Origin of the sequence: Escherichia sp. E10V10, assembly GCF_004211985.1 — a bacterium.
In the GTDB taxonomy this organism is placed as follows: domain Bacteria; phylum Pseudomonadota; class Gammaproteobacteria; order Enterobacterales; family Enterobacteriaceae; genus Escherichia.
Window position 1 is genome coordinate 94,392 of sequence record NZ_RHJO01000019.1, and the last position, 24,903, is coordinate 119,294.

General features: G+C 49.5%; 22 protein-coding genes, 1 pseudogene and 1 other annotated feature (1 of these 24 cut by a window edge). Of the genes and pseudogenes, 9 read left to right on the forward strand and 14 right to left on the reverse strand.

Going from position 1 to position 24,903, the window contains the following annotated elements; translation table 11 throughout:
- Nucleotides 1–124: 124 nt before the first annotated feature.
- On the reverse strand, nucleotides 125–2,797 hold the full coding sequence (gene adhE / locus D9736_RS18580) for a bifunctional acetaldehyde-CoA/alcohol dehydrogenase (protein WP_130216022.1): 2,673 nt from the start codon (nucleotides 2,795–2,797) through the stop codon (nucleotides 125–127).
- 477 nt (nucleotides 2,798–3,274) lie between these two features.
- Between adhE and ychE the strand changes: the two genes are divergently transcribed.
- The 6 genes from ychE (at nucleotide 3,275) to oppF (ending at nucleotide 10,237) form a co-directional block, all read left to right on the forward strand.
- The gene (gene ychE, locus D9736_RS18585) at nucleotides 3,275–3,922 is read left to right on the forward strand and encodes an NAAT family transporter YchE (protein ID WP_000616766.1); all 648 of its coding nucleotides are present in this window, start codon (nucleotides 3,275–3,277) and stop codon (nucleotides 3,920–3,922) included.
- Nucleotides 3,923–4,650: 728 nt separating this feature from the next.
- On the forward strand, nucleotides 4,651–6,282 hold the full coding sequence (oppA, locus tag D9736_RS18590) for an oligopeptide ABC transporter substrate-binding protein OppA (RefSeq protein WP_130216024.1): 1,632 nt from the start codon (nucleotides 4,651–4,653) through the stop codon (nucleotides 6,280–6,282).
- A gap of 85 nt (nucleotides 6,283–6,367) precedes the next feature.
- A complete protein-coding gene (gene oppB / locus D9736_RS18595; RefSeq protein ID WP_001516507.1) occupies nucleotides 6,368–7,288 on the forward strand; it encodes an oligopeptide ABC transporter permease OppB in 921 nt (306 codons plus the stop codon).
- 14 nt (nucleotides 7,289–7,302) lie between these two features.
- Nucleotides 7,303–8,211, forward strand: a complete 909-nt coding sequence (gene oppC, locus D9736_RS18600; RefSeq protein ID WP_000979659.1) for an oligopeptide ABC transporter permease OppC — start codon at nucleotides 7,303–7,305, stop codon at nucleotides 8,209–8,211.
- Nucleotides 8,212–8,222: 11 nt separating this feature from the next.
- Complete coding sequence (oppD, locus tag D9736_RS18605) at nucleotides 8,223–9,236, forward strand: murein tripeptide/oligopeptide ABC transporter ATP-binding protein OppD (protein ID WP_130208888.1); 1,014 nt, start codon at nucleotides 8,223–8,225, stop codon at nucleotides 9,234–9,236.
- A complete protein-coding gene (oppF, locus tag D9736_RS18610) occupies nucleotides 9,233–10,237 on the forward strand; it encodes a murein tripeptide/oligopeptide ABC transporter ATP-binding protein OppF (RefSeq protein WP_130216026.1) in 1,005 nt (334 codons plus the stop codon). Before oppD ends, oppF begins: the two co-directional genes overlap by 4 nt.
- Nucleotides 10,238–10,289: 52 nt before the next feature.
- Here the strand turns inward: oppF and D9736_RS18615 are convergent, their stop codons facing one another.
- Together D9736_RS18615 and cls are read right to left on the reverse strand one after the other, a co-directional pair.
- Entirely contained in the window at nucleotides 10,290–10,619 is a 330-nt protein-coding gene (locus D9736_RS18615) for an HI1450 family dsDNA-mimic protein (RefSeq protein WP_000366958.1), read from the reverse strand.
- A 34-nt stretch (nucleotides 10,620–10,653) separates the two neighbouring features.
- Nucleotides 10,654–12,114: a cardiolipin synthase gene (cls, locus tag D9736_RS18620; RefSeq protein WP_130208884.1), complete on the reverse strand. Its 1,461-nt coding sequence runs from the start codon at nucleotides 12,112–12,114 to the stop codon at nucleotides 10,654–10,656.
- Between the two features lie 142 nt (nucleotides 12,115–12,256).
- On the opposite strand from cls, the gene D9736_RS18625 reads away from it, so the two are divergent.
- Nucleotides 12,257–12,430, forward strand: a complete 174-nt coding sequence (locus tag D9736_RS18625; RefSeq protein WP_122983112.1) for a YciY family protein — start codon at nucleotides 12,257–12,259, stop codon at nucleotides 12,428–12,430.
- A 54-nt stretch (nucleotides 12,431–12,484) separates the two neighbouring features.
- Here D9736_RS18625 and kch read toward each other — a convergent pair whose 3' ends face one another.
- Complete coding sequence (gene kch / locus D9736_RS18630) at nucleotides 12,485–13,738, reverse strand: voltage-gated potassium channel protein (protein ID WP_130216028.1); 1,254 nt, start codon at nucleotides 13,736–13,738, stop codon at nucleotides 12,485–12,487.
- Between the two features lie 302 nt (nucleotides 13,739–14,040).
- A complete protein-coding gene (locus D9736_RS18635) occupies nucleotides 14,041–14,337 on the reverse strand; it encodes a YciI family protein (RefSeq protein ID WP_000967595.1) in 297 nt (98 codons plus the stop codon).
- A 223-nt stretch (nucleotides 14,338–14,560) separates the two neighbouring features.
- On the opposite strand from D9736_RS18635, the gene tonB reads away from it, so the two are divergent.
- Nucleotides 14,561–15,280, forward strand: a complete 720-nt coding sequence (gene tonB, locus D9736_RS18640; protein ID WP_064528843.1) for a TonB system transport protein TonB — start codon at nucleotides 14,561–14,563, stop codon at nucleotides 15,278–15,280.
- Nucleotides 15,281–15,320: 40 nt separating this feature from the next.
- Here the strand turns inward: tonB and yciA are convergent, their stop codons facing one another.
- The 4 genes and pseudogenes from yciA to D9736_RS23635 form a co-directional block, all read right to left on the reverse strand.
- Nucleotides 15,321–15,719 (reverse strand): acyl-CoA thioester hydrolase YciA, encoded by a 399-nt coding sequence (gene yciA / locus D9736_RS18645; protein ID WP_130208879.1) that lies wholly within the window; start codon nucleotides 15,717–15,719, stop codon nucleotides 15,321–15,323.
- Nucleotides 15,720–15,823: 104 nt separating this feature from the next.
- Nucleotides 15,824–16,363 (reverse strand): septation protein A, encoded by a 540-nt coding sequence (locus D9736_RS18650; protein ID WP_000808667.1) that lies wholly within the window; start codon nucleotides 16,361–16,363, stop codon nucleotides 15,824–15,826.
- 29 nt (nucleotides 16,364–16,392) lie between these two features.
- Nucleotides 16,393–17,136 carry a YciC family protein gene (locus tag D9736_RS18655; RefSeq protein ID WP_130208877.1) on the reverse strand — a complete coding sequence of 248 codons (744 nt, stop codon included), beginning with the start codon at nucleotides 17,134–17,136 and terminating at the stop codon, nucleotides 16,393–16,395.
- 27 nt (nucleotides 17,137–17,163) lie between these two features.
- Nucleotides 17,164–17,378: pseudogene (locus D9736_RS23635) on the reverse strand (YkgJ family cysteine cluster protein); the annotation flags it as partial.
- A 201-nt stretch (nucleotides 17,379–17,579) separates the two neighbouring features.
- Here D9736_RS23635 and ompW point away from each other — a divergent pair.
- Nucleotides 17,580–18,233: an outer membrane protein OmpW gene (gene ompW / locus D9736_RS18660; RefSeq protein WP_130216030.1), complete on the forward strand. Its 654-nt coding sequence runs from the start codon at nucleotides 17,580–17,582 to the stop codon at nucleotides 18,231–18,233.
- A gap of 51 nt (nucleotides 18,234–18,284) precedes the next feature.
- Here ompW and trpA read toward each other — a convergent pair whose 3' ends face one another.
- From trpA to trpE, 5 genes are read right to left on the reverse strand one after another with little or no spacing between them, the layout of a single operon-like run.
- Nucleotides 18,285–19,091, reverse strand: a complete 807-nt coding sequence (gene trpA / locus D9736_RS18665; RefSeq protein WP_130258917.1) for a tryptophan synthase subunit alpha — start codon at nucleotides 19,089–19,091, stop codon at nucleotides 18,285–18,287.
- Nucleotides 19,091–20,284 carry a tryptophan synthase subunit beta gene (gene trpB, locus D9736_RS18670; protein ID WP_130258918.1) on the reverse strand — a complete coding sequence of 398 codons (1,194 nt, stop codon included), beginning with the start codon at nucleotides 20,282–20,284 and terminating at the stop codon, nucleotides 19,091–19,093. Before trpB ends, trpA begins: the two co-directional genes overlap by 1 nt.
- Before the next feature lie 11 nt (nucleotides 20,285–20,295).
- Nucleotides 20,296–21,657 (reverse strand): bifunctional indole-3-glycerol-phosphate synthase TrpC/phosphoribosylanthranilate isomerase TrpF, encoded by a 1,362-nt coding sequence (gene trpCF, locus D9736_RS18675; RefSeq protein ID WP_205712931.1) that lies wholly within the window; start codon nucleotides 21,655–21,657, stop codon nucleotides 20,296–20,298.
- Nucleotides 21,658–23,253: a bifunctional anthranilate synthase glutamate amidotransferase component TrpG/anthranilate phosphoribosyltransferase TrpD gene (gene trpD / locus D9736_RS18680; protein ID WP_000763524.1), complete on the reverse strand. Its 1,596-nt coding sequence runs from the start codon at nucleotides 23,251–23,253 to the stop codon at nucleotides 21,658–21,660.
- Nucleotides 23,253–24,815 carry an anthranilate synthase component I gene (gene trpE / locus D9736_RS18685; RefSeq protein ID WP_130216036.1) on the reverse strand — a complete coding sequence of 521 codons (1,563 nt, stop codon included), beginning with the start codon at nucleotides 24,813–24,815 and terminating at the stop codon, nucleotides 23,253–23,255. The genes trpD and trpE overlap by 1 nt, the downstream gene beginning before the upstream one ends.
- Nucleotides 24,816–24,836: 21 nt before the next feature.
- Nucleotides 24,837–24,903 (reverse strand) — a sequence feature (Trp leader region) (it continues 27 nt past the right edge of the window).

Sequence of the window (24,903 nt, forward strand, 5' to 3'; positions counted from 1 at the left end):
TCCGACAATGCAAACATGATGAATTAATACAGCTGGATTATTTGAGTTTACATAGCCGTTCTTTGTCTGAAACAAAAAAACGGCCCCGAATGGGACCGTTTATGATGTTATACAGAGCTACCGATTAAGCGGATTTTTTCGCTTTTTTCTCTGCTTTAGCCGGAGCTGCTTCTTTAGCAACGGTTGCGCCTTCTACGTAATCACGACCGTAGTAGGTGTCCAGCAGGATCTGTTTCAGCTCGGAGATCAGCGGATAACGCGGGTTAGCGCCGGTGCACTGGTCATCGAATGCATCTTCAGACAGTTTATCAACGTTTGCCAGGAAGTCTGCTTCCTGAACGCCAGCTTCACGGATAGATTTAGGAATACCCAGTTCAGCTTTCAGCGTTTCCAGCCATGCCAGCAGTTTCTCGATCTTAGCAGCAGTACGGTCGCCCGGAGCGCTCAGACCCAGATGGTCTGCAATTTCAGCATAACGACGACGTGCTTGCGGACGGTCGTACTGGCTGAATGCAGTCTGCTTGGTCGGGTTGTCATTCGCGTTGTAGCGGATAACGTTACAAATCAGCAGGGCGTTTGCCAGACCATGCGGAATGTGGAACTGAGAGCCCAGTTTATGTGCCATTGAGTGACATACACCCAGGAAGGCGTTAGCAAACGCGATACCTGCGATAGTTGCCGCACTGTGAACACGTTCACGCGCTACCGGGTTTTTAGACCCTTCGTGGTAGGACGCTGGCAGATATTCTTTCAGCAGTTTCAGCGCCTGCAGAGCCTGACCATCAGAGAACTCAGAAGCCAGTACAGAAACATATGCTTCCATGGCGTGAGTTACTGCGTCCAGACCACCGAAAGCACACAGGGACTTCGGCATATCCATAACCAGGTTGGCGTCAACAATCGCCATATCCGGGGTCAGAGCATAGTCTGCCAGCGGATATTTTTGGCCAGTTGCGTCATCGGTTACAACCGCGAACGGTGTAACTTCAGAACCGGTACCGGAAGTTGTGGTGACTGCGATCATTTTCGCTTTCACGCCCATTTTCGGGAACTTGTAGATACGTTTACGGATGTCCATAAAGCGCAGCGCCAGTTCTTCGAAATGAGTTTCTGGATGTTCGTACATAACCCACATGATTTTCGCAGCATCCATCGGGGAACCACCACCCAGCGCGATAATCACGTCTGGTTTGAAGGAGTTCGCCAGTTCTGCACCTTTACGAACAATGCTCAGAGTCGGGTCAGCTTCAACTTCGAAGAACACTTCAGTTTCTACGCCAGCTGCTTTCAGTACAGAAGTGATCTGGTCAGCATAGCCGTTGTTGAACAGGAAGCGGTCAGTCACGATGAGCGCACGTTTGTGGCCATCAGTAATCACTTCATCCAGCGCGATTGGCAGAGAGCCACGGCGGAAGTAGATAGATTTCGGAAGTTTGTGCCACAACATGTTTTCAGCTCGCTTAGCAACGGTTTTCTTGTTGATCAGGTGTTTCGGACCAACGTTTTCAGAGATGGAGTTACCACCCCAGGAACCACAACCCAGAGTCAGGGAAGGCGCGAGTTTGAAGTTGTACAGGTCACCGATACCGCCCTGAGAAGCCGGGGTATTGATCAGGATACGGGCAGTTTTCATTTTCTGACCGAAGTAAGAAACGCGTGCCGGCTGGTTATCCTGGTCGGTGTACAGGCAAGATGTGTGACCGATACCGCCCATAGCAACCAGTTTCTCTGCTTTCTCTACCGCGTCTTCAAAATCTTTCGCACGGTACATTGCCAGAGTCGGGGACAGTTTTTCATGAGCGAATGGTTCGCTTTCATCAACAACAGTCACTTCACCGATCAGAATCTTAGTGTTTTCTGGTACAGAGAAGCCTGCCAGTTCAGCAATTTTATAAGCTGGCTGACCAACGATAGCTGCGTTCAGCGCGCCATTTTTCAGGATAACGTCCTGAACAGCTTTCAGCTCTTTGCCCTGCAGCATGTAGCCGCCGTGGGTGGCAAAACGCTCACGTACAGCATCATAAACAGAATCAACAACAACAACAGACTGTTCAGAAGCACAGATTACACCGTTGTCGAAGGTTTTGGACATCAGTACGGATGCAACTGCACGTTTGATATCAGCAGTTTCATCAATAACAACTGGGGTGTTGCCTGCGCCTACGCCGATCGCCGGTTTACCGGAGCTGTATGCTGCTTTAACCATGCCTGGACCACCGGTCGCAAGGATCAGGTTAATGTCAGGGTGGTGCATCAGTGCGTTGGAGAGTTCAACAGACGGTTGATCGATCCAGCCAATCAGATCTTTTGGTGCACCAGCAGCAATAGCAGCCTGCAGAACGATATCAGCAGCTTTGTTGGTTGCATCTTTAGCACGCGGGTGTGGTGAGAAAATGATGGCGTTACGGGTCTTCAGGCTAATCAGAGATTTGAAGATAGCGGTTGAAGTCGGGTTAGTTGTTGGAACGATACCGCAGATAATACCGATTGGTTCAGCGATAGTGATGGTACCGAAAGTGTCGTCTTCAGACAGAACACCGCAGGTCTTTTCATCTTTGTAGGCGTTATAGATATATTCAGAAGCAAAGTGGTTTTTGATCACTTTATCTTCAACGATACCCATGCCGGATTCGGCAACGGCCATTTTTGCGAGTGGGATTCGAGCATCTGCGGCAGCCAGAGCGGCGGCGCGGAAGATTTTGTCTACTTGCTCTTGAGTGAAACTGGCATATTCACGCTGGGCTTTTTTTACACGCTCTACGAGTGCGTTAAGTTCAGCGACATTAGTAACAGCCATAATGCTCTCCTGATAATGTTAAACTTTTTTAGTAAATCATCTGCTCGAATACGAGAGTATAGTCAGTGCGATGATGATTTGCTTAACCTTTGAAAATCAAAATCTTACTCGTGCTCACACTCACTGTGATTTACTAAAAGAGTTTAAACATTAGAGTCATTAATCTCTAATGCGTCACTTCCAGGTGGCGTAAGCAAGATTACTCACTTCTGGGTACCGATTAAGTGATCCAGATCAAAATTTCGCGAAGCTGACACCTTTCAGCTCCGCTTTTAGCCATAATAGCTAATAGTTAATAAATTGTAGTATTAATTGTTGGCTACCTTAGCATGTTTTGTACGACTAGATAACAATAATGAATGATAGTAATTTTAGATAGTTAGGAGGTGAAAAATGCTGACAAAAGGCGTATTGTCAGCACGTATTTTTACCCTTGTTTAAAGATAACATTATCCGGCTTTTGCTTCGGAGCTAACCGTGATTCAGACACTTTTTGATTTTCCCGTTTATTTTAAGTTTTTCATCGGGTTATTTGCGCTGGTTAACCCGGTAGGGATCATCCCCGTGTTCATCAGTATGACCAGCTATCAGACTGCGGCAGCGAGAAACAAAACAAATCTGACCGCCAACTTGTCTGTAGCCATTATTTTGTGGATCGCACTGTTTCTCGGCGACACGATTCTGCAACTTTTTGGAATATCTATTGATTCGTTCCGCATCGCAGGCGGCATACTGGTCGTGACAATTGCAATGTCGATGATCAGCGGTAAGCTTGGTGAGGATAAACAGAACAAACAAGAAAAATCAGAAACCGCAATTCGTGAAAGCATTGGCGTTGTACCGCTCGCATTACCTCTGATGGCAGGACCAGGGGCAATCAGTTCAACCATCGTATGGGGAACGCGTTATCACAGCATTGGTTATCTGTTCGGTTTTTTTGTAGCAATCGCGTTGTTCGCTTTATGTTGCTGGGGGTTATTCCGCATGGCACCCTGGCTGGTGAGGGTTCTGCGTCAGACTGGCATCAACGTCATTACCCGGATTATGGGGTTATTGCTAATGGCATTAGGGATTGAATTTATCGTCAATGGTATCAAAGGGATTTTCCCTGGTCTGCTCAATTAATTCCTTTCATATGAAACGGAGTCATGATGCTCCGTTTCTTTCATCATTATTTTTACCGCAACCCAACGCAGTTAACAAAAGAAATAGATAATTTTTTTCCCATTTTACAGATGGTTATAAGACTATCCTTATCTGGCGATCCGCATCATCATGTTATTTTCATCACATCATAATCCTGGGCCTTGCTGAAGAATAATTGAAATGATATTAGTAATTCTACTGCCTTTGGCAGAGAAAAGTGCTAAATAGCATTCAATTGTTAAATTATTGTGCGAATTTTCTGTCTGGACTATAACCGGAAAAGTCAGTATTGCTTTCTGTAGTTCTATCCCTTTGTTTTTAAATTATTTTATTGATGGGATAACGAGGGGTATACGTACTGGTATGGTTAGTAAAAGAGAATTGCGTAACAATTTTGCAAAATGTATTGGCGGGCAAGAAGGGCATTTGATACTTTTCGGCCAACCGTTTGGCGATTTTTATTGGCAATGAGAATGATTTGCGATTAAAAGACGCGGCAAAAAATAATGTGTCTCGACAGGGGAGACACAGTAAGAATCGACATAAGGTGGTCATCTGAATCACCAGAATAAATAAAATCGGTGATAGCAATTAGTAACGATAAAGCAACCTGGCAGCAAAAAGTCTCCGAGCTGTACAGGTATCCTAATCCGGGATTACACATGCTGGTAAAAACCAGTAATTATAATGAGGGAGTCCAAAACACAATGACCAACATCACCAAGAGAAGTTTAGTGGCAGCAGGCGTTCTGGCTGCGCTTATGGCAGGGAATATCGCACTGGCAGCTGATGTACCCGCAGGAGTCACACTAGCGGAAAAACAAACGCTGGTACGCAACAATGGTTCTGAAGTTCAGTCATTAGATCCGCACAAAATTGAAGGGGTTCCTGAGTCTAATATCAGCCGTGACCTGTTTGAAGGTTTGCTGGTTAGCGATCTTGATGGTCATCCGGCCCCTGGCGTGGCTGAATCCTGGGATAACAAAGATGCTAAAGTCTGGACGTTCCACCTGCGTAAAGATGCGAAATGGTCTGACGGCACGCCAGTCACGGCACAAGACTTTGTGTATAGCTGGCAACGTTCTGTTGATCCGAACACCGCTTCCCCCTACGCAAGCTACTTACAATACGGGCATATTGCGGGTATTGATGAAATACTGGAGGGGAAGAAACCAATTACCGATCTCGGTGTTAAAGCCCTCGATGACCACACATTAGAAGTCACCTTAAGTGAACCTGTTCCGTACTTCTATAAGTTACTGGTTCACCCATCTACTTCCCCGGTGCCAAAAGCCGCTATTGAGAAATTTGGCGAAAAATGGACCCAGCCAGGCAATATCGTTACTAACGGCGCCTATACATTAAAAGATTGGGTTGTTAACGAACGTATCGTTCTTGAGCGCAGCCCGACCTACTGGAATAACGCTAAAACGGTAATTAACCAGGTGACCTATTTACCGATCGCTTCTGAAGTCACTGATGTTAACCGCTATCGTAGTGGCGAAATCGATATGACTTATAACAACATGCCGATCGAACTGTTCCAGAAACTGAAAAAAGAAATCCCGAACGAAGTTCACGTTGATCCATACCTGTGCACTTACTATTACGAGATTAACAACCAGAAACCGCCATTCAATGATGTGCGTGTGCGTACCGCACTGAAACTGGGTATGGATCGCGATATCATTGTTAATAAAGTCAAAGCGCAGGGCGATATGCCGGCCTATGGTTACACACCGCCATATACCGATGGCGCAAAACTGACGCAACCAGAATGGTTTGGCTGGAGCCAGGAAAAACGTAACGAAGAAGCGAAAAAACTGCTGGCAGAAGCGGGCTATACCGCAGACAAACCGCTAACGATTAATCTGTTATATAACACGTCCGATCTGCATAAAAAGCTGGCGATTGCCGCCTCTTCACTGTGGAAGAAAAATATCGGCGTGAACGTTAAACTGGTTAACCAGGAATGGAAAACATTCCTCGATACCCGCCACCAGGGTACTTTTGATGTGGCCCGTGCAGGCTGGTGTGCAGACTATAATGAACCGACTTCCTTCCTGAACACCATGTTGTCGAACAGTTCGATGAACACCGCTCATTATAAGAGTCCGGCCTTTGACAGCATTATGGCGGAAACCCTGAAAGCTACAGACGAGGCACAGCGCACGGCGCTGTACACGAAAGCAGAGCAACAGTTGGATAAAGATTCGGCCATTGTTCCGGTTTATTACTACGTGAACGCGCGTCTGGTAAAACCGTGGGTTGGGGGTTATACCGGTAAAGATCCGTTGGATAATACCTACACCCGAAATATGTACATTGTGAAGCACTAATGGCAATGCGTGGGGCAGGTGTATCCTGCTCCACGGTGTCTGCTTTTTATCGCATTACAGAAGGCACAGGCCAGAAGGTACGGCAATGTTAAAATTTATTCTACGTCGCTGTCTGGAAGCGATTCCGACGCTATTTATTCTTATTACTATTTCGTTCTTTATGATGCGCCTCGCGCCGGGAAGTCCCTTTACCGGCGAACGTACGTTACCGCCAGAAGTAATGGCCAATATTGAAGCGAAATATCATCTTAACGATCCCATCATGACGCAGTATTTCAGCTATCTGAAACAACTGGCTCATGGCGATTTCGGCCCTTCATTTAAATATAAAGATTATTCGGTCAATGACCTGGTCGCATCCAGTTTTCCCGTTTCAGCAAAACTGGGAGCTGCTGCATTTTTCCTCGCAGTGGTACTGGGCGTTAGTGCTGGCGTTATTGCCGCATTAAAACAAAACACCAAATGGGACTATACCGTCATGGGATTGGCTATGACGGGAGTGGTTATACCAAGCTTTGTCGTTGCGCCATTATTAGTCATGATATTCGCGATCATTTTGCATTGGCTACCGGGCGGTGGCTGGAATGGTGGGGCGCTGAAATTTATGATCCTGCCGATGGTTGCCTTATCACTGGCTTATATCGCCAGTATTGCGCGTATCACCCGTGGATCGATGATTGAAGTTTTACACTCCAACTTCATTCGTACCGCACGCGCGAAAGGTCTGCCCATGCGGCGCATTATTTTCCGCCACGCATTAAAGCCCGCGTTGCTACCGGTGCTTTCTTATATGGGACCCGCATTTGTTGGCATTATCACCGGTTCTATGGTTATCGAAACCATTTACGGTTTGCCGGGCATCGGACAATTGTTTGTTAATGGTGCCTTGAACCGTGACTATTCATTGGTGTTAAGCCTGACCATTCTGGTTGGTGCTTTAACCATTTTGTTCAATGCCATTGTCGATGTGCTATATGCGGTTATCGACCCGAAAATCCGTTACTGATACTGGAGCTCGCGATGATGTTAAGTAAGAAAAACAGCGAGACGCTGGAGAATTTCAGTGAAAAGCTGGAGGTCGAAGGCCGCAGTTTATGGCAGGACGCACGTCGACGTTTTATGCATAACCGTGCAGCAGTGGCCAGTCTGATTGTACTGGTGCTTATTGCACTGTTTGTTATCCTGGCGCCGATGCTCTCGCAATTTGCCTATGACGACACCGACTGGGCGATGATGTCCAGCGCCCCTGATATGGAATCTGGTCACTACTTTGGTACCGACTCTTCCGGTCGCGATCTGCTGGTGCGCGTTGCCATTGGTGGGCGCATCTCATTAATGGTTGGTGTTGCTGCAGCGTTGGTGGCAGTAGTCGTAGGAACGCTTTACGGTTCACTTTCCGGTTATCTTGGTGGCAAGGTGGATTCCGTAATGATGCGCCTGCTGGAAATCCTCAACTCCTTTCCGTTCATGTTCTTCGTCATTTTGCTGGTGACCTTTTTCGGTCAAAACATCCTGCTGATTTTCGTAGCGATTGGGATGGTTTCCTGGCTGGACATGGCACGTATCGTGCGTGGTCAAACCCTTAGTCTGAAGCGCAAAGAGTTTATTGAGGCGGCACAAGTTGGCGGTGTATCTACGCCCGGCATTGTGATTCGCCACATTGTGCCGAACGTGCTTGGTGTGGTGGTGGTCTATGCCTCTCTGCTGGTACCCAGCATGATCCTCTTTGAGTCTTTTCTTAGCTTCCTGGGACTGGGTACGCAAGAGCCATTAAGTAGTTGGGGCGCATTGCTCAGTGATGGTGCGAACTCGATGGAAGTCTCTCCGTGGTTGCTGCTATTTCCGGCAGGTTTCCTTGTGGTGACACTGTTTTGTTTCAACTTTATCGGCGATGGCTTGCGTGATGCCCTCGACCCGAAAGATCGTTAAGGAGTGCAGCCATGAGCGTAATTGAAACTGCAACCGTGCCGCTCGCACAGCAACAGGCTGACGCACTGCTGAACGTGAAAGATTTGCGAGTGACATTTAGTACCCCGGACGGTGACGTCACGGCGGTCAATGATTTAAATTTTTCCCTGCGTGCCGGGGAAACGCTGGGTATCGTTGGTGAATCTGGCTCCGGTAAGTCGCAAACCGCGTTTGCTTTAATGGGGCTGCTGGCGGCTAACGGACGCATTGGTGGATCGGCAACCTTTAATGGGCGCGAAATCCTCAATCTGCCAGAACGTGAACTTAATAAACTGCGCGCTGAACAAATCTCGATGATTTTTCAGGACCCGATGACCTCGTTAAATCCATACATGCGCGTCGGCGAGCAGTTGATGGAAGTGCTGATGCTGCATAAAGGTATGGGCAAGGCCGAAGCGTTTGAAGAATCGGTACGAATGCTCGATGCGGTGAAAATGCCAGAAGCGCGTAAGCGCATGAAGATGTTCCCTCATGAGTTTTCTGGTGGCATGCGTCAGCGTGTGATGATTGCGATGGCGTTGCTGTGTCGACCTAAATTGCTGATTGCCGATGAACCGACTACTGCGCTGGACGTGACAGTACAGGCGCAGATCATGACGCTATTGAATGAACTGAAGCGGGAATTTAATACTGCCATTATCATGATCACCCACGATCTCGGTGTGGTTGCGGGGATCTGTGACAAAGTTCTGGTGATGTACGCTGGGCGCACGATGGAATATGGCAACGCGCGCGATGTCTTTTATGAACCCGTTCATCCTTATTCTATCGGTTTACTCAATGCGGTGCCGCGTCTTGATGCGGAAGGTGAAACTATGTTGACCATCCCGGGTAACCCGCCAAACCTGCTACGTTTGCCGAAAGGTTGCCCGTTCCAGCCGCGTTGTCCGTATGCGATGGAGATTTGCAGTAGCGCGCCGCCGCTGGAAGAGTTCACGCCAGGCCGACTGCGTGCCTGCTTTAAACCGGTGGAGGAACTGTTATGAATGCTGTAACCGAAGGAAGAAAAGTCCTCCTCGAAATTGCCGATTTGAAAGTGCACTTTGAGATCAAAGATGGCAAACAGTGGTTCTGGCAACCGCCGAAAACCCTTAAGGCCGTTGATGGTGTGACGCTCAGGTTATATGAAGGGGAAACGTTGGGCGTCGTAGGGGAATCAGGTTGTGGAAAGTCCACCTTTGCCCGTGCCATCATCGGTTTGGTCAAAGCTACCGACGGTCATGTTGCCTGGTTAGGTAAAGAGTTGCTGGGCATGAAGCCCGATGAATGGCGTGCCGTTCGCAGTGATATTCAGATGATTTTCCAGGACCCGTTGGCATCGCTAAACCCGCGTATGACCATCGGCGAGATCATCGCTGAACCGCTGCGTACCTATCATCCGAAAATGTCACGCCAGGAAGTTCGCGAGCGCGTGAAGGTGATGATGATGAAAGTCGGCTTGCTACCTAACCTGATTAACCGTTATCCGCATGAGTTTTCCGGCGGTCAGTGTCAGCGCATCGGGATTGCGCGTGCACTTATTCTTGAACCGAAGCTGATTATCTGTGACGAACCGGTGTCGGCGCTGGACGTGTCAATCCAGGCGCAGGTGGTGAATTTACTCCAGCAGTTGCAACGTGAGATGGGATTGTCATTAATTTTTATCGCTCACGATCTGGCCGTGGTAAAACACATTTCCGATCGCGTGTTGGTGATGTATCTCGGCCATGCGGTAGAGTTGGGGACGTATGATGAGGTCTACCACAATCCGTTGCATCCCTATACCAAAGCATTGATGTCGGCAGTCCCCATTCCAGACCCTGATCTGGAGAGGAATAAATCTATCCAGTTACTGGAAGGGGAATTACCGTCGCCCATCAACCCGCCTTCTGGTTGTGTGTTCCGCACTCGTTGCCCGATTGCCGGTCCGGAGTGTGCCAAAACACGACCTGTGCTGGAGGGGAGTTTCAGACATGCCGTTTCTTGCCTGAAAGTCGATCCGCTTTAAAAACAAAAAGGGCTGACAGTTGTCAGCCCTTTATCACGCCAAAAGCGATTATTTATTCCCGCCAGATAATATGGCAAAGTTTGTGATCTTTTTCGCGGCATAACAAAATACGGGCGAAAATATCGTTGATTTCGCCATCTTCACTGTCTGCCAGACCAATCACCACTTCGGCAAAAAAGTCCGGGTTCAAGTCGAAATCAACATGTTCCTGCCAGTCTTCCGCCGGATCAAATAACTCTGCACCACCGCGCTCTTCAAACTGCAGATTGAACAACAGAACATCAGCCGGATCGAGATTATCAGCGGCCAGTTCGAGAAAAATATCGTAGGCCTGCTCAAGCGTTTCATCTTCAGTCAGGCGATTGTTTAAATCCATATCCATAGTCACTACCTGTTTAATCTCTGTTGGCGACGTTTTACAGCAACGGACTGAAGAAGTAAAACAGTCGCTCGGCGACACGTTGCCAGAGTGGACGTTTTAACCACAGCCGCGCATCGAGCAGACGCGAACGAGAAATATAGTCGTCCTGAACGGCAGCCAGATCGGCACCAAAACCTTTATCGTCGATAGCCAGCGTGATTTCAAAATTCAGCCACAGGCTACGCATGTCGAGGTTAACGGTGCCAACCAGACTTAATTCGCCATCGACCAGCACGCTCTTGGTATGCAGTAACCCACCTTCAAACTGATAAATCTTAACCCCAGCAGCAAGTAGTTCTGTAAAGAATGCGCGACTGGCCCAGCCTACCAGCATTGAGTCATTTTTCCTCGGCAAAATAATACTGACATCAACCCCGCGTTGCGCCGCCGTGCAGATTGCGTGAAGTAAATCATCGCTGGGGACGAAGTAGGGCGTCGTCATGATTAAATATTCACGAGCTGAATAAGCCGCAGTCAGCAAAGCCTGGTGGATCAGGTCTTCCGGGAATCCAGGGCCGGAAGCGATGGTATGAATCGTATGACCGCTGGCCTGCTCGAACGGCATAATATTGACATCAGGCGGTGGTGGTAAAATACGTTTTCCCGTTTCAATCTCCCAGTCGCAAGAGTAGATAATTCCCATCGCGGTGGCGATAGGGCCTTCCATGCGAGCCATCAGATCAATCCATTGTCCTACGCCCGCATCCTGTTTGAAGAAGCGCGGATCGACCATATTCATGCTGCCGGTGTAGGCAATGTAGTTATCGATCATGATCATCTTGCGGTGCTGGCGCAGGTCCATGCGGCGTAAGAATACGCGCATCAGGTTAACCTTTAAGGACTCGACCACTTCGATACCGGCATTTCGCATTAACTCTGGCCACGGGCTACGGAAAAAAGCAACACTCCCCGCAGAGTCGAGCATTAATCGGCAATGAATACCGCGTCGTGCGGCGGCCATCAAAGATTCTGCCACCTGGTCTGCCATACCACCTGGTTGCCAGATATAAAACACCATCTCAATGTTATGGCGAGCGAGTTGAATGTCGCGGATTAACGCCTGCATCACATCATCAGACTCGGTCATCAGTTGCAGCTGATTACCTTTGACCCCGGCGATCCCCTGACGACGCTCGCAGAGCTTGAATAACGGTCCAGCGACGCTGCTATTTTCTTCCGCAAAAATATGCTTACAGGCTTTAAGATCGTTAAGCCATTTCGCCGTGGAAGGCCACATCGCTCTGGCGCGTTCGGCGCGTCGTTTGCCTAAGTGGAGTTCGCCAACAGCCAGATAAGCAATAATTCCGACCAACGGCAGAATGTAAATGATCAACAGCCAGGCCATGGCGGAGGGAACTGCGCGTCGTTTCATTAGAATGCGTAAAGTTACGCCTGCAATGAGCAACCAGTATCCCAGAATGGCCAACCAACTCACCAACGTATAAACGGTTGTCATAGATTAGAAATCCTTTTGAAAGCGCATTGTTATGAGTTTACGCATATGGATTCATCTGGCAAATAAAAACGCGGTAAAAGCACTGGTCAGCGTCGGGACCGGGGGTATAATGACCGCTCTGTTATTGCATAGAGTAGTTAACATGAAGCGGAGTAGAACGGAAGTGGGGCGCTGGCGCATGCAGCGTCAGGCTAGCCGACGGAAATCGCGTTGGCTTGAGGGGCAGTCACGCCGAAATATGCGTATCCACAGCATCAGGAAGTGCCTTCTAAACAAACAGCGAAACTCGTTATTGTTTGCGATCTACAATATCTAAATGTTCTGGGCACCAACGCGGTGCCCATTAAGATTATCTTTCCGCCGTTAAATTCTATTTTTGCGCAGATTCATTGTTGTCAGTTTTGGTTTCGTCGTCATTGTTATCGCTGAAAATACCATGCCCGGAGTTCAGCAACATCGAGACGAGCATATCATTATTAATTTCTTCCCCATTGAGAATACGCGCCAGTATCTCGCTACCAAACAGCTGCGGTGAAAGAATAATATCCGGATGCACCATCTTAATCTTATTCAGGTTTTTGCTATCACTAACGGCAAGCACGGTTTTAACATCTTTGCTCATATCTTTCGCCGACAGAACGACAAAAGCATTATCGGCGTCATTATCACTTAACGCCAGAATAGCCCGACAGTGATCAATTCCCGCTTTTTTTAGTACTGAACTGTCATTGCTGTCACCGGGGATAACATCGGCATTGTCACCGAGTCTTTGTTCAAGCTGTTTTATGTCATCCTCTGGCAGGTTGCTGATAACCGTGACGTTTTGTCCGCGTTGATTCAGTTGCAGAATCGTGTTGATTGCCAGAATGGAATGCCCGCAAACAATAAAGTGATCTTTACGACGCATTGTATGATTGTTTCCTTTCACAAGTTTATTGAATCCTCCGCGGATAAGCGGGCCGAAAATCGAGGTCATGGAGGTGGCAAAAACGGTAATACCGGAAATAATGACCGAAATAGTAAACAGGCGCGCTGATTCAGAAACCGGGACGATATCGCCGTAGCCCACGGTTGACATAGTTTCTATCGAAAAATAGAACGCGGTCATTAGACTCTCTATTCGCGGATTAAAACCTTCGCTTAAATAAAGGGCGCCGTAGGTAGAGTAAAACAGTAACGTCGTAAAACTAATAAAAGCAAAAATTGTCCCGGCTGCAGCACTACTGTGAGAGAAGTCTTTACGCAGCACCAACAAAATTATCAAGGTAAAGATGCAAAAACCAATGCTGAATTTCAGCCAGGGATAAAAGTGCAGGGTGTAAATCAGCGTTATCAGCAATAAAATGATACTGATAGCCCATGCCAGCTTTGCCCGAAATAGCAAGCCGATCGAGTTCAAAACAAGAAAGACGCCGAGCATAAACAGTGGCGCATTGGCCAGCAAGGAGAGGTCAAGTTCTGAAAACGCCTGGATATGAAAAATATCGAGCAGATTGACCGACATGCCATAAATTGTTTTAAAAATAAGCAATCCATTTGAAAGGACCGCCAGCGCGATAACATCGTGCCGCAGGGTCACCCATAAATTTACCGCTGTTTGCTTGAATGTAGCCCAGTGACTCACTGATACCTCTGTAACCACAATTTTGTTTAATTATCTTCACGCGTACAGAATGTGAAAAACATGCGGCACGTGAATGTGTTAAACCATAGTAGATGACTTTATCCGCAGCAATCAAAGGTTTTGATTGATCAAAACCGAATCAGGCAGAGAAATTTTGTCATTTTTAGACGGAGATGCCGAGGGTATATAGGGAGATACAGATAAAGTTATTATCTGTTTGTGGTGGTGGATTGGGGGCATCGGTAAATATAAAGAAAAAACAAGAGCACGGTTTCTGTCACCGCGCCCCTGGATGTTGATATTCAGAACACTTTCTTAAAGGGTTTCACGGAAACGTGCTCATAGACTCCCGCAGCCACGTACGGATCGGCATCTGCCCAAGCCTGGGCTGCTTCCAGCGATTCAAATTCAGCAATAACGGTTGAGCCAGTAAATCCTGCGGCGCCTGGATCGTTACTGTCTACCGCTGGCATTGGACCGGCGGTCAGCAGACGCCCTTCATCATGCAGTAACTGCAAACGCGCTAAATGTGCCGGACGAACGGAAAGGCGCTTTTCGAGGCTATCGGCTTTGTCTTGAGCGTAAATAACATACAACACGGGCACAACTCCTTGTTCGGAAAAGTTATAAAGTACGTTATTTGAAAGGGCGAAGATCTGCAACGGAAAGATGATGTCTTTGTTAAGGCGTCACTAAAAGTAAGGTTAACAGCGCCAAAAATTGCGTTTTCACTGATCCTGATCGCCTTGCCTTATTGAATATGATTGCTATTTGCATTTAAAATCGAGGCCTGGTTTTTTTACTGAAACGATTATGACTTCAATGACCCTTGATTTACCTCGCCGCTTCCCCTGGCCGACGTTACTTTCTGTCTGCATTCATGGTGCTGTTGTGGCGGGTCTACTCTATACCTCGGTACATCAGGTTATTGAACTACCTGCGCCCGCGCAGCCGATTTCTGTCACCATGGTTGCCCCGGCCGAGCTTGAACCGCCACAAGCCGTTCAACCGCCGCCGGAACCAGTGGTGGAGCCAGAACCGGAGCCTGAGCCGATACCAGAACCGCCAAAAGAAGCTCCGGTAGTCATTGAAAAGCCGAAGCCGAAACCTAAGCCAAAACCGAAGCCGGTGAAAAAGGTACAGGAGCAGCCGAAACGCGATGTCAAACCGGTAGAGTCACGTCCGGCGTCACCGTTTGAAAATACGGCACCAGCTCGCCCGACATCAAGTACGGCAACGGCTGCAACCAGCAAACCGGTCACAAGTGTCGCGTCTGGTCCACGGGCATTAAGCCGTAATCAACCGCAGTATCCGGCGCGCGCGCAGGCACTACGCATTGAAGGGCAGGTTAAAGTTAAATTTGACGTCACACCGGATGGTCGCGTGGATAACGTACAAATTCTTTCAGCCAAACCGGCGAACATGTTTGAGCGCGAAGTGAAAAACGCGATGCGCAGATGGCGTTATGAGCCGGGCAAACCCGGAAGTGGGATTGTGGTGAATATCCTGTTTAAAATTAACGGCACCACCGAGATTCAATAACCTGAAAATCAAAAGCCTCCAACCTGGAGGCTTTTGACTATTACTCTACAGGTAAGGCACGAGGCTTTCCTTCAGGGTCGACGGCAACATACTTAAATAACGCTTCCGTCGCTTTATAGCGCTGCCCAATCGGTTCAGACGCCACTTTTTTCACCCATACTTCAATATTAATGCTGACTGATGTCGTCCCTTTTTGGAGACAGCGCGCATAGCAGCACACCACATCACCAACCGCAACTGGTCGTAAGAAAGTCATTCCTTCAACCCGCACGGTCACGACGCGACCGTGGGCAATTTCTTTTGCCAGAATGGCACCGCCAATATCCATCTGCGACATCAACCAACCACCAAAGATATCGCCATTGGCATTGGTATCGGCAGGCATGGCTAAAGTACGTAAAACAAGATCGCCCTGAGGGACGTTAGGTGTTGTAGACATGGTAAAACCGACATAAAAGGAAAATCACAGGCGCGATGCTACTATGATTTTCCAAATGAGAACAGAGGATATGCAGCGCCGACCCCGAAGGGCCGGCAGACAGATTATGATTTATCTTCCTGAGGCATATGGCGGTAGATATAAATACCGCTTAACAGTGTGAAGATTAAGGTGAGGGCGGTCAGACCGAACACTTTGAAGTTGACCCAAATATTTTGCGGTAGCCAGAATGCGATGTAGATATTCGCCAGCCCACAAAGAATAAAGAAGACTGCCCAGGCCAGATTCAGTTTCGACCACACCGGCTGCGGTAGAGTGAGTTCTTTACCCAGCATGCGCTGAATCAGCGGCTTTTTCATTACCCATTGGCTAACCAACAAAGCACCGGCAAACAGAGCGTAGATGACAGTGACCTTCCATTTAATAAACTCATCATTGTGGAAGAACAGCGTCAGACCACCGAAAACAACCACCAGAACGAAGGTGATCAGGGCCATCTTCTCAACTTTCCGGAAGCGAACCCAGCTATAAATAAGCACAATCGCCGTGGCGACGATGAGCGCCGCAGTTGCCGCATAGATGTCATAAATTTTGTAGAACGCGAAGAAGACAACCAGCGGTAAAAAATCAAGAAACTGCTTCATTTTACGATTCCGTAATCAAATACTTCAGGTTATTGGCGAATCAACATGTACAGGCGGAACAGATAGATAAGCAATACGGCTGAAATCAGGTTGCTTAAGGTATTCGCCAGTACGGCACCAATTTCCGGGGTTAATGCGGCAAACGAAGAGGCAAACAGCAGCAACAGTGTTTTTGCCAGTAACCAGCTTAGTACTGCAGGTGCCACCAGACGCATATTCGCCCATGTCAGCCGCATACTGCTGCGCATAGAGGCGAAAACGCCCATTTTATCCTGCACCAACATCACCGGCGCCAGTGCCAGTAAAATGGCCATTAAAATTCCCGGAACGACCACCAGCATGATGCCAATCTGTACTAAAAGGGTAGTCAGAAAAATCAGAATAAATAACTTTGGCAATATCGGCGCACTGGCACCAATAGCGCGTAGCGCACTGACTCTCTGACCCGCGGACACCAGTTGGATGATTAATATTACGCCTCCGGCGAGTATGGCGTTACCGATTAATCCTGAAAAAGTGGACGCAGCGGAAGCACGCAGCAAAATTTGTTGCTGTTCCGGGGACATATTTTGCACCAGATCGAACAACCCACCGCCGCCACTAACGGGCGCGCCGTCATTGAGCTGCGCAAGCTGTGCGTCACTGGGTGAGAAAACATGTCCTAACACCACTGTGATAAATGCACAAAGCAACGATACCAACAGAATGGTCATAAATTGATTACGGAAGAAATTTCCGGTGTCACGGTATACGGACTGCGCCGTGATAGACATGCACTCTCCTTGAGTTTTATGCAGGTGTTAATTAGCGGGCAATTGTACCCTGGTTATCCCTTCAGTGGCAGCATCACGACTTGTATGGAAAAGCATATCTTTGTAAAGCGCAGGTAATCCACAGCGTGCGTGGGTGCGATCACAGGATCCATTGCTTTCTCCAGACACGACAAATTCCTGACAAGCAGAAGGGCTGTTTGCATAAATACCGCAACTTACCGCCTGCTTAAAAGGCCAATAAGGTAGCAAAAGAATACTTTCGGAGATGGAAAGCATTCAAATTGATTTGAATCATGTTAACCAGGATTTGCGATACAACTTCTAAATTAATCCAGATCAATAAATGGTCATTTAGCGAATGCAATGTGATCTATGCAGGATCATTTGTTACTCCAATGTAGGTATATTCGTCACGTTTTTATAACCATAACGACGGAGCGAATATGAAAAAATTAACAGTGGCGGCATTGGCAGTCAGTACACTTCTCTCTGGTAGCGTCTATGCTCACGAAGCAGGCGAGTTCTTTATTCGTGCAGGTTCGGCAACGGTACGTCCAACGGAAGGCGCGGATGGAACTCTGGGAAGCCTGGGTGGCTTTAGCGTGACCAATAACACCCAACTGGGCCTGACCTTCACCTATATGGCGACTGATAACATTGGTGTGGAATTGCTGGCGGCATCTCCGTTTCGTCATAAGGTTGGCACAGCCACAACCGGAGATATTGCGACAGTCCACCATTTACCGCCAACACTGATGGCACAATGGTATTTTGGCGATTCCGGCAGTAAATTCCGTCCTTACATTGGTGCGGGTATTAACTACACTACCTTTTTTAATAATGACTTCAATGACACCGGTGAAGGTCTTGGTTTATCCGACCTTAGTCTGAAAGATTCATGGGGTGTGGCAGGACAAGTCGGTGTGGATTACCTCATCAACCGTGACTGGCTGCTGAATATGTCGGTTTGGTACATGGATATCGATACCGACGTGAAATATAAATCCAACGGCGCAGTGCTGCCAGCAGGACATTACTCTGACAATGTCCGCCTTGATCCGTGGGTATTTATGTTCTCTGCGGGTTATCGTTTTTAATTATTTGCCCGTCAATAAACCGCCAGATGTTTTCTGGCGGTTTGTCTCGTATTAACTGCGCGTCGCCGCTTTCATCGGTTGTACAAAAGCTTTCAGTGCCGCCAGCATTTTCTCTGGCTGATTAATATGTTGCTCGATGATTTTAACAATTGCAGAACCAGAAATTGCGCCCGCAGCTCCTGCATCAATTGCTGCTTTTACCTGATCTGGGGCGGAAATACCAAAGCCCTGCAATGGAGGCGCAGCATTGTATTCTTTCAGCTTCGTGACCAGATGATTGAGCGGTAATGCCGCGCGGTTTTCCGCTCCGGTCACGCCCGCACGCGACAGTAAATAGGTGTAACCACGACCGTAAGAGGCAATCTGGCGCAGCAAATCATCATCAGCATTCGGCGGGCAGATAAAGATAGGTGCGACATTATGACGCAACGCGGCCTGGCGGAAGGGCGCGGACTCTTCAACTGGCACATCGGCAACCAGCACCGAATCGACGCCGACTTTTTCACATTGAGCGTAAAACTCATCAATGCCTTTGTTAAACACCAGGTTGGCGTACATCAGCAGGCCAACAGGAATGGTCGGATGTTTTTGACGAATCAGTGCCAGCATCTCAAAGCACTGCGCCGGGGTCACACCCGCCGCAAAGGCACGCAGTGTAGCGTTTTGAATCGTCGGGCCATCCGCCAGTGGGTCGGAGAAGGGGATGCCTAGCTCCAAAGCATCAGCACCTGCTTCGATCAACGTATCGATAATTTTCAGCGACTGCTCAATGCCCGGATCACCGAGTGTGACGAAAGGAACAAATGCGCCTTCTTTGCGTTCCTTCAACTGGGCAAACAGAGATTCGTAGCGTTCCATCAGATTTCCCCTCGTGCTTTCAAAATATCGTGAACGGTGAAGATGTCTTTATCGCCGCGACCGGAAAGGTTAACCACCAGTAGCTGCTCTTTTTCCGGGTTTTCGCGCATCATTTTCAGCGCATGGGCCAGCGCGTGGGAGGATTCCAGCGCCGGGATAATCCCTTCGTGCAGGCACAGCGTTTTAAAGGCTTCCAGTGCTTCATCATCGGTAATTGAAACATAATCAGCGCGACCGATGCTGTTGAGATACGCATGTTGTGGACCAACGGACGGGAAATCCAGTCCGGCGGAGATGGAGTATGATTCTTCAATCTGCCCGTCTTCGGTTTGCATCATCGGCGCTTTCATACCGAAATAAATGCCCACGCGACCATGTTTTAATGGTGCGCCGTGCTCGCCGGTTTCGATACCGTGACCACCAGGCTCTACGCCAATCAGGCCGACGTTGGTTTCGTTGATGAAATCAGCAAACATGCCAATGGCGTTCGAACCGCCGCCAACACAGGCGATAACGGCATCCGGCAGACGACCTTCTCTTTCCAGAATCTGCGCTTTCGTTTCTTCGCCAATCATCCGCTGAAACTCACGCACAATGGTCGGATAAGGATGCGGGCCAGCCGCGGTGCCCAGCATATAGTGCGCGGTTTCATAACTGCCGGACCAGTCGCGCAGCGCCTCGTTACAGGCATCTTTCAACGTCGCGGAACCGCTATGCACCGGGATCACTTCCGCCCCCATTAAGCGCATACGAAAAACGTTAGGCGACTGGCGTTCAACGTCTTTGGCACCCATATAAATACGGCATTTCAGGCCGAGCAGGGCGCTGGCAAGTGCCGAGGCCACGCCATGCTGACCGGCACCGGTTTCGGCGATGATTTCGGTTTTACCCATCCGCTTCGCCAGTAAAGCCTGGCCCAGCACCTGGTTGGTTTTATGCGCGCCGCCGTGCAGCAAATCTTCGCGCTTCAGATACAGCGTGGTGTTCGTGCCAGCCGTAATGTTCTGGCATTTGGTCAGCGCGGTTGGGCGCCCGGCATAGTTTTTCAGCAGGTCGTTGAACTGGGCCTGAAATTCAGGATCTTTTTGCGCGCTGACAAAAGCTTCTTCCAGCTGGCGCAGAGCAGGCATCAGGATTTGTGGCACGTACATGCCGCCAAACTCACCAAAATACGGGTTAAGTAATGTTGTCATTGTTCCTTTCCTTAATATGCGCGCAGCGTCTGGAAAACCGAGGCCAAAAGGCGTGCGTCCTTAATGCCCGGTTGCGACTCTACAGCAGAATTAAAATCAAGCCCGGCGCAGCCGGTTTGTGCCGCTTCCACGCAGTTATCTGCGCCTAAGCCCCCCGCCAGCAGGACGTTGCCAAGCGATTGACCGTTTAACAGTGACCAGTCGAAACGTTGCCCGCTTCCACCCTGGCCGTTGTCGAAAACATATTTATCGACGTGCTGAAAATCGCGTGCGGGAAGAGTTTCACCGACGCTCAATGCGTTCCAGATGGCAACGTTTGCGGGCAGCACGTCACGCAGTGCGTCGATATATTGCTGATCTTCATTACCATGCAGTTGCACTGCTGCCAGCGATAACGCGTTTGCTTTGTCCACCACATCAGCAATATCGTGATTGCGGAACACACCAACGTATTGCAACGGTGCCGCAGCCATCACTTCCTGCGCCTGTTCAACGCTGACGCAACGCGGTGACGTTGTAACAAATATCAATCCACCGTAAATCGCGCCCGCGTCATAAGCGGCTCTGGCATCTTGTGGGCGAGTCAGGCCACACACTTTATTCTCACCCAGCAACACCCGGCGCACGGCGGCGTTCAAATCGTCATGGGCCATCAACGCCGAACCAATTAAAAAGCCGTTAGCGAAGTGGCTTAACTCTCGTACCTGAGCGTAAGTATTGATGCCGGATTCGCTGATTACCGTCACGTTGTGCCCCAGTTTCGGCGCAAGCTCGCGGGTACGGTTGAGATCAATCGACAAATCACGCAGATCGCGGTTGTTGATGCCAACGACCTTTGCTCCCAATGCAATGGCGCGCTCCAGTTCCTCTTCATTACTGACTTCGGTCAGCACACCCATCTTCAGACTATGGGCGACAGCGGCAAGCTGGCGATATTGTTCGTCGTCCAGAACCGACAGCATTAATAAGCAGGCATCGGCCTGGTAATAGCGCGCCAGATAGATCTGGTAAGGGTCGATAATAAAGTCTTTACATAAAATCGGCTGCGGGGCGATTTGGCTGACGATGGGGAGGAAATCAAAGCTCCCCTGGAAATATTTCTCATCGGTCAGCACCGAAATTGCCGAAGCGTAATGTTTATAAATCGAGGCAATGCGTGCCAGATCGAAATCATCACGGATCACGCCTTTTGACGGCGACGCTTTTTTGCACTCCAGAATAAACGCCGTGCGCGCGCCTTGTAGCGCATCATAAAAATGTCGCGTGCCCGGCTGAACCTCATTCTGAAAACTGGCCAGCGGTTGCTGCTGTTTGCGGGCTTCTACCCAAATCGCCTTGTCTGCGACGATTTTCGCTAAAACGGTTTGCATCATTTACCCTCGTGCCGCCAGTGCGGTGACTCTGTCGTAAGCGGAACCACTGCGCAGTACCTCAAGAACGGTTTGCGCATTGGCTTGCAGATCTTCATGGCCATGCAGGCGCATTAACATGGCGACATTCGCCGCGACGGCTGCTTCATGGGCGGCGTCGCCTTTACCTTGTAACAAGCGTGTTAAAATGTCACGGTTTTCTTCCGGTGTTCCACCTGCCAGTTGCTCCTGGTGGTAGGGCGTCAGGCCAAAATCTTCAGCGGTCAGTTGATAGCTTTTAATTTCACCATCGTGCAGCTCGGCAACAATGGTCGGCGCGTGTAAGGAAACTTCATCCATCCCGCCGCTGTGCACCACCGCTGCGCGTTGATACCCCAGCACGCGCAAGGTTTCGGCAATCGGCAGCACCAGTTCCGGGCTGTAGACACCAATTAACGCCAGCGGAGGATGCGCCGGGTTAATCAGTGGCCCCAGCACGTTGAACAGGGTGCGAGTTTTCAGTTGCTGGCGAACCGGCATCGCGTGGCGGAATCCGGTGTGATATTTCGGCGCAAAGAGGAAACAAACACCTAACTCATCCAGCGCCTGGCGCGATTTATCGGCATTCATATCAAGATTAATACCGAACGCCGCCAGCAGATCCGACGAGCCGGATTTACTGGAGACGCTGCGGTTACCGTGTTTCGCCACTTTCAGCCCACAGGCCGCGGCGACAAACGCACTGGCGGTAGAAATATTGATACTGTTGCTGCCGTCACCGCCGGTACCGACGATATCGGCAAACAGATAATCAGGGCGTGGGAACGGCGCGGCGTTTTCCAGTAGCGCGGTTGCTGCTCCGGCGATTTCGTTTGGGTGCTCGCCGCGAATTTTCATGCTCACCAGCGCCGCCGCCAGCTGTTCTGGCTTCAGCTCGCCACGCACCACCGCTGAAAAAAGCTGGTGGCTTTCTTGTTGGCTAAGCGTCTGCGCCTGATACAGTTTTTCCAGAATCGGTTGCAGCGTGTTGGTTGGCTCTAGTTTCTGCTGCGCCCAGGCCAGCGTTTGTTCCAGCAGGCGAGCTCCCTGAGTGGTAAGAATGGATTCCGGATGGAACTGGAATCCACAAACGCGATCCGCATCGTGACGTACTGCCATCACCATGCCATTAAAATGGGCGTTGATGGTTAACCCTGCCGGAATATTACTGCCAACCAGCGAGTGATAACGCGCCACCGGCAATGGGTTTGTTAATCCGGCAAACATCGCCTGACCGTCATGTTCAATGCTCGACGCTTTACCGTGAAGAATTTCGCCCGCCTGACCGACATAGCCCCCGTAAGCTTCGACAATCGCCTGATGTCCGAGGCAAATGCCAATAATTGGCAGCTTGCCACGCAAGCGGGTAAGCAGTTCTGGCATACAACCGGCTTCGCTCGGCACACCGGGGCCAGGAGAAAGCATCAGCACCGGATTGCTCATGGTCGCCAGACGTTCAATTAAGGTCTGCGCCGGAATATGGTTGCGGTAAATCACCACGTTATGCCCATTGCTGCGCAACTGATCTGCCAGGTTGTAAGTAAAAGAGTCGATATTATCGAGCAGCAGAATGTCGGCCATTAGAACGTCTCCTGTGCATGATGCGCGGTGGCAATAGCGCGCAGTACAGCGCGGGCTTTATTACGGGTTTCGTCGGCTTCCGACTGCGGAACAGAATCAAGGACTACGCCAGCACCGGCTTGCACGGTGGCGATACCGTTTTCCACCAGCGCCGAGCGGATCACAATGCAGGTGTCGAGATCGCCATGCGCGGTGAAATAACCTACCGCGCCGCCGTAGCTGCCGCGGCGACGACCTTCCGCCTCGGCAATTAACTGCATAGCGCGTACTTTCGGCGCACCACTTAACGTCCCCATATTCATACAGGCGCGGTAAGCGTGCAGGGCGTCGAGATCGTGGCGCAGCTCACCGACCACGCGGGAGACCAGGTGCATCACGTAAGAGTAACGGTCAACTTTGGTGAGGTCGGCGACGTAGCGGCTGCCGGGGGTGCAAATGCGTGCCAGATCATTACGGGCGAGATCCACCAGCATCAGATGTTCAGAAAGCTCTTTATGATCGGTACGCATTTCCAGTTCGATGCGGCTGTCGAGGTCTCTGTCCAGTGAACCATCGGCACGACGACCGCGTGGACGTGTTCCGGCAATCGGGTAGATCTCAATCTGGCGGCTGGTGGCGTCATACTTGAGCGAACTCTCCGGCGACGCGCCAAACAGGGTGAAATCATTATCCTGCATAAAAAACATGTACGGGCTGGGATTACTCTTTTTCAGCACGTAATAGGCCGCCAGTGGTGAAGGGCAGGGCAGCGAGAAACGGCGAGATGGCACCACCTGGAAAATTTCTCCGGCGCGAATCGCTTTTTGCAACAAACGCACTACGCCACCGAACTCTTCATCGCTCTGATTACATTCACAACGCATATGCGGCACGGAAACCACCGGCAGCGGCGGCGCGGCTTCGGTCAGTTGCTGACGTAGTTCGTTCAGGCGCGCAGTGAGACGCTGTTTTTCTTCTTCATTCGGAGCAAACAGGCTGGCCTGAATACGGGTGCTTTTTTTTTGATGGTCAATCACCATCAGCGTTTCAGCGAGATAAAAACAGAAATCAGGGCAGTTATTTTCCGCTGCCAGTTGCGGTAAATCTTCAAACCCCGCCACCAGGTCATAAGAGAACAGGCCGCCGAAGAACATGGCTTCTCGTTCTTCCTTCGGTACATTCAACAGATTCTGCAATAAGCGGAAAGCGTCAAAAACCGAAAGGGAGCATAAGCGAGCGTCTTCATCCAGCAGTGGACTAACAGGGGGGAAACGCAGCACACGGCAGTTTGGTGATTGTTCATGTTCCACACCCGCAGGCAGGGCGTTATCCAGTAGCGTCAACAGGGCTTCGCCATTGCGTGAGAGTGCTTTAATTGTGACAGTGTCACCTAAAGCTGTAATACGCAGCGCACTGTCCACTAGCAGCAGGCTTTTTAAATCATCTTTGCTGTCGATATCTGCGGATTCCAGCAGCAGCGTTGCCGGACGATCCCCACACAACTGGTGAAAAAGCGCGGTGGGATTGTCGCGATAAGCGCCTTCGCAGGTTAACAATTCGAGAGTTGGTTTTTGTGTTTGCATTGTTATTCTCTAATTTTGTTCAAAAAAAAGCCCGCTTATAAGGCGGGCTGGGTATCTGATTGCTTTACGCATGGTGAATACACTGCCC

What these genes read in the sequence shown, in the direction of transcription:
- adhE (WP_130216022.1), bottom strand. Translation starts at nt 2,797, where the DNA reads ATGGCTGTTACTAATGTCGCTGAACTTAACGCACTCGTAGAGCGTGTA.
- oppA (WP_130216024.1), top strand. Translation starts at nt 4,651, where the DNA reads ATGACCAACATCACCAAGAGAAGTTTAGTGGCAGCAGGCGTTCTGGCT.
- oppB (WP_001516507.1), top strand. Translation starts at nt 6,368, where the DNA reads ATGTTAAAATTTATTCTACGTCGCTGTCTGGAAGCGATTCCGACGCTA.
- oppC (WP_000979659.1), top strand. Translation starts at nt 7,303, where the DNA reads ATGATGTTAAGTAAGAAAAACAGCGAGACGCTGGAGAATTTCAGTGAA.
- oppD (WP_130208888.1), top strand. Translation starts at nt 8,223, where the DNA reads ATGAGCGTAATTGAAACTGCAACCGTGCCGCTCGCACAGCAACAGGCT.
- oppF (WP_130216026.1), top strand. Translation starts at nt 9,233, where the DNA reads ATGAATGCTGTAACCGAAGGAAGAAAAGTCCTCCTCGAAATTGCCGAT.
- D9736_RS18615 (WP_000366958.1), bottom strand. Translation starts at nt 10,619, where the DNA reads ATGGATATGGATTTAAACAATCGCCTGACTGAAGATGAAACGCTTGAG.
- cls (WP_130208884.1), bottom strand. Translation starts at nt 12,114, where the DNA reads ATGACAACCGTTTATACGTTGGTGAGTTGGTTGGCCATTCTGGGATAC.
- D9736_RS18625 (WP_122983112.1), top strand. Translation starts at nt 12,257, where the DNA reads ATGAAGCGGAGTAGAACGGAAGTGGGGCGCTGGCGCATGCAGCGTCAG.
- tonB (WP_064528843.1), top strand. Translation starts at nt 14,561, where the DNA reads ATGACCCTTGATTTACCTCGCCGCTTCCCCTGGCCGACGTTACTTTCT.
- yciA (WP_130208879.1), bottom strand. Translation starts at nt 15,719, where the DNA reads ATGTCTACAACACCTAACGTCCCTCAGGGCGATCTTGTTTTACGTACT.
- D9736_RS18650 (WP_000808667.1), bottom strand. Translation starts at nt 16,363, where the DNA reads ATGAAGCAGTTTCTTGATTTTTTACCGCTGGTTGTCTTCTTCGCGTTC.
- D9736_RS18655 (WP_130208877.1), bottom strand. Translation starts at nt 17,136, where the DNA reads ATGTCTATCACGGCGCAGTCCGTATACCGTGACACCGGAAATTTCTTC.
- ompW (WP_130216030.1), top strand. Translation starts at nt 17,580, where the DNA reads ATGAAAAAATTAACAGTGGCGGCATTGGCAGTCAGTACACTTCTCTCT.
- trpA (WP_130258917.1), bottom strand. Translation starts at nt 19,091, where the DNA reads ATGGAACGCTACGAATCTCTGTTTGCCCAGTTGAAGGAACGCAAAGAA.
- trpB (WP_130258918.1), bottom strand. Translation starts at nt 20,284, where the DNA reads ATGACAACATTACTTAACCCGTATTTTGGTGAGTTTGGCGGCATGTAC.
- trpCF (WP_205712931.1), bottom strand. Translation starts at nt 21,657, where the DNA reads ATGATGCAAACCGTTTTAGCGAAAATCGTCGCAGACAAGGCGATTTGG.
- trpD (WP_000763524.1), bottom strand. Translation starts at nt 23,253, where the DNA reads ATGGCCGACATTCTGCTGCTCGATAATATCGACTCTTTTACTTACAAC.
- trpE (WP_130216036.1), bottom strand. Translation starts at nt 24,815, where the DNA reads ATGCAAACACAAAAACCAACTCTCGAATTGTTAACCTGCGAAGGCGCT.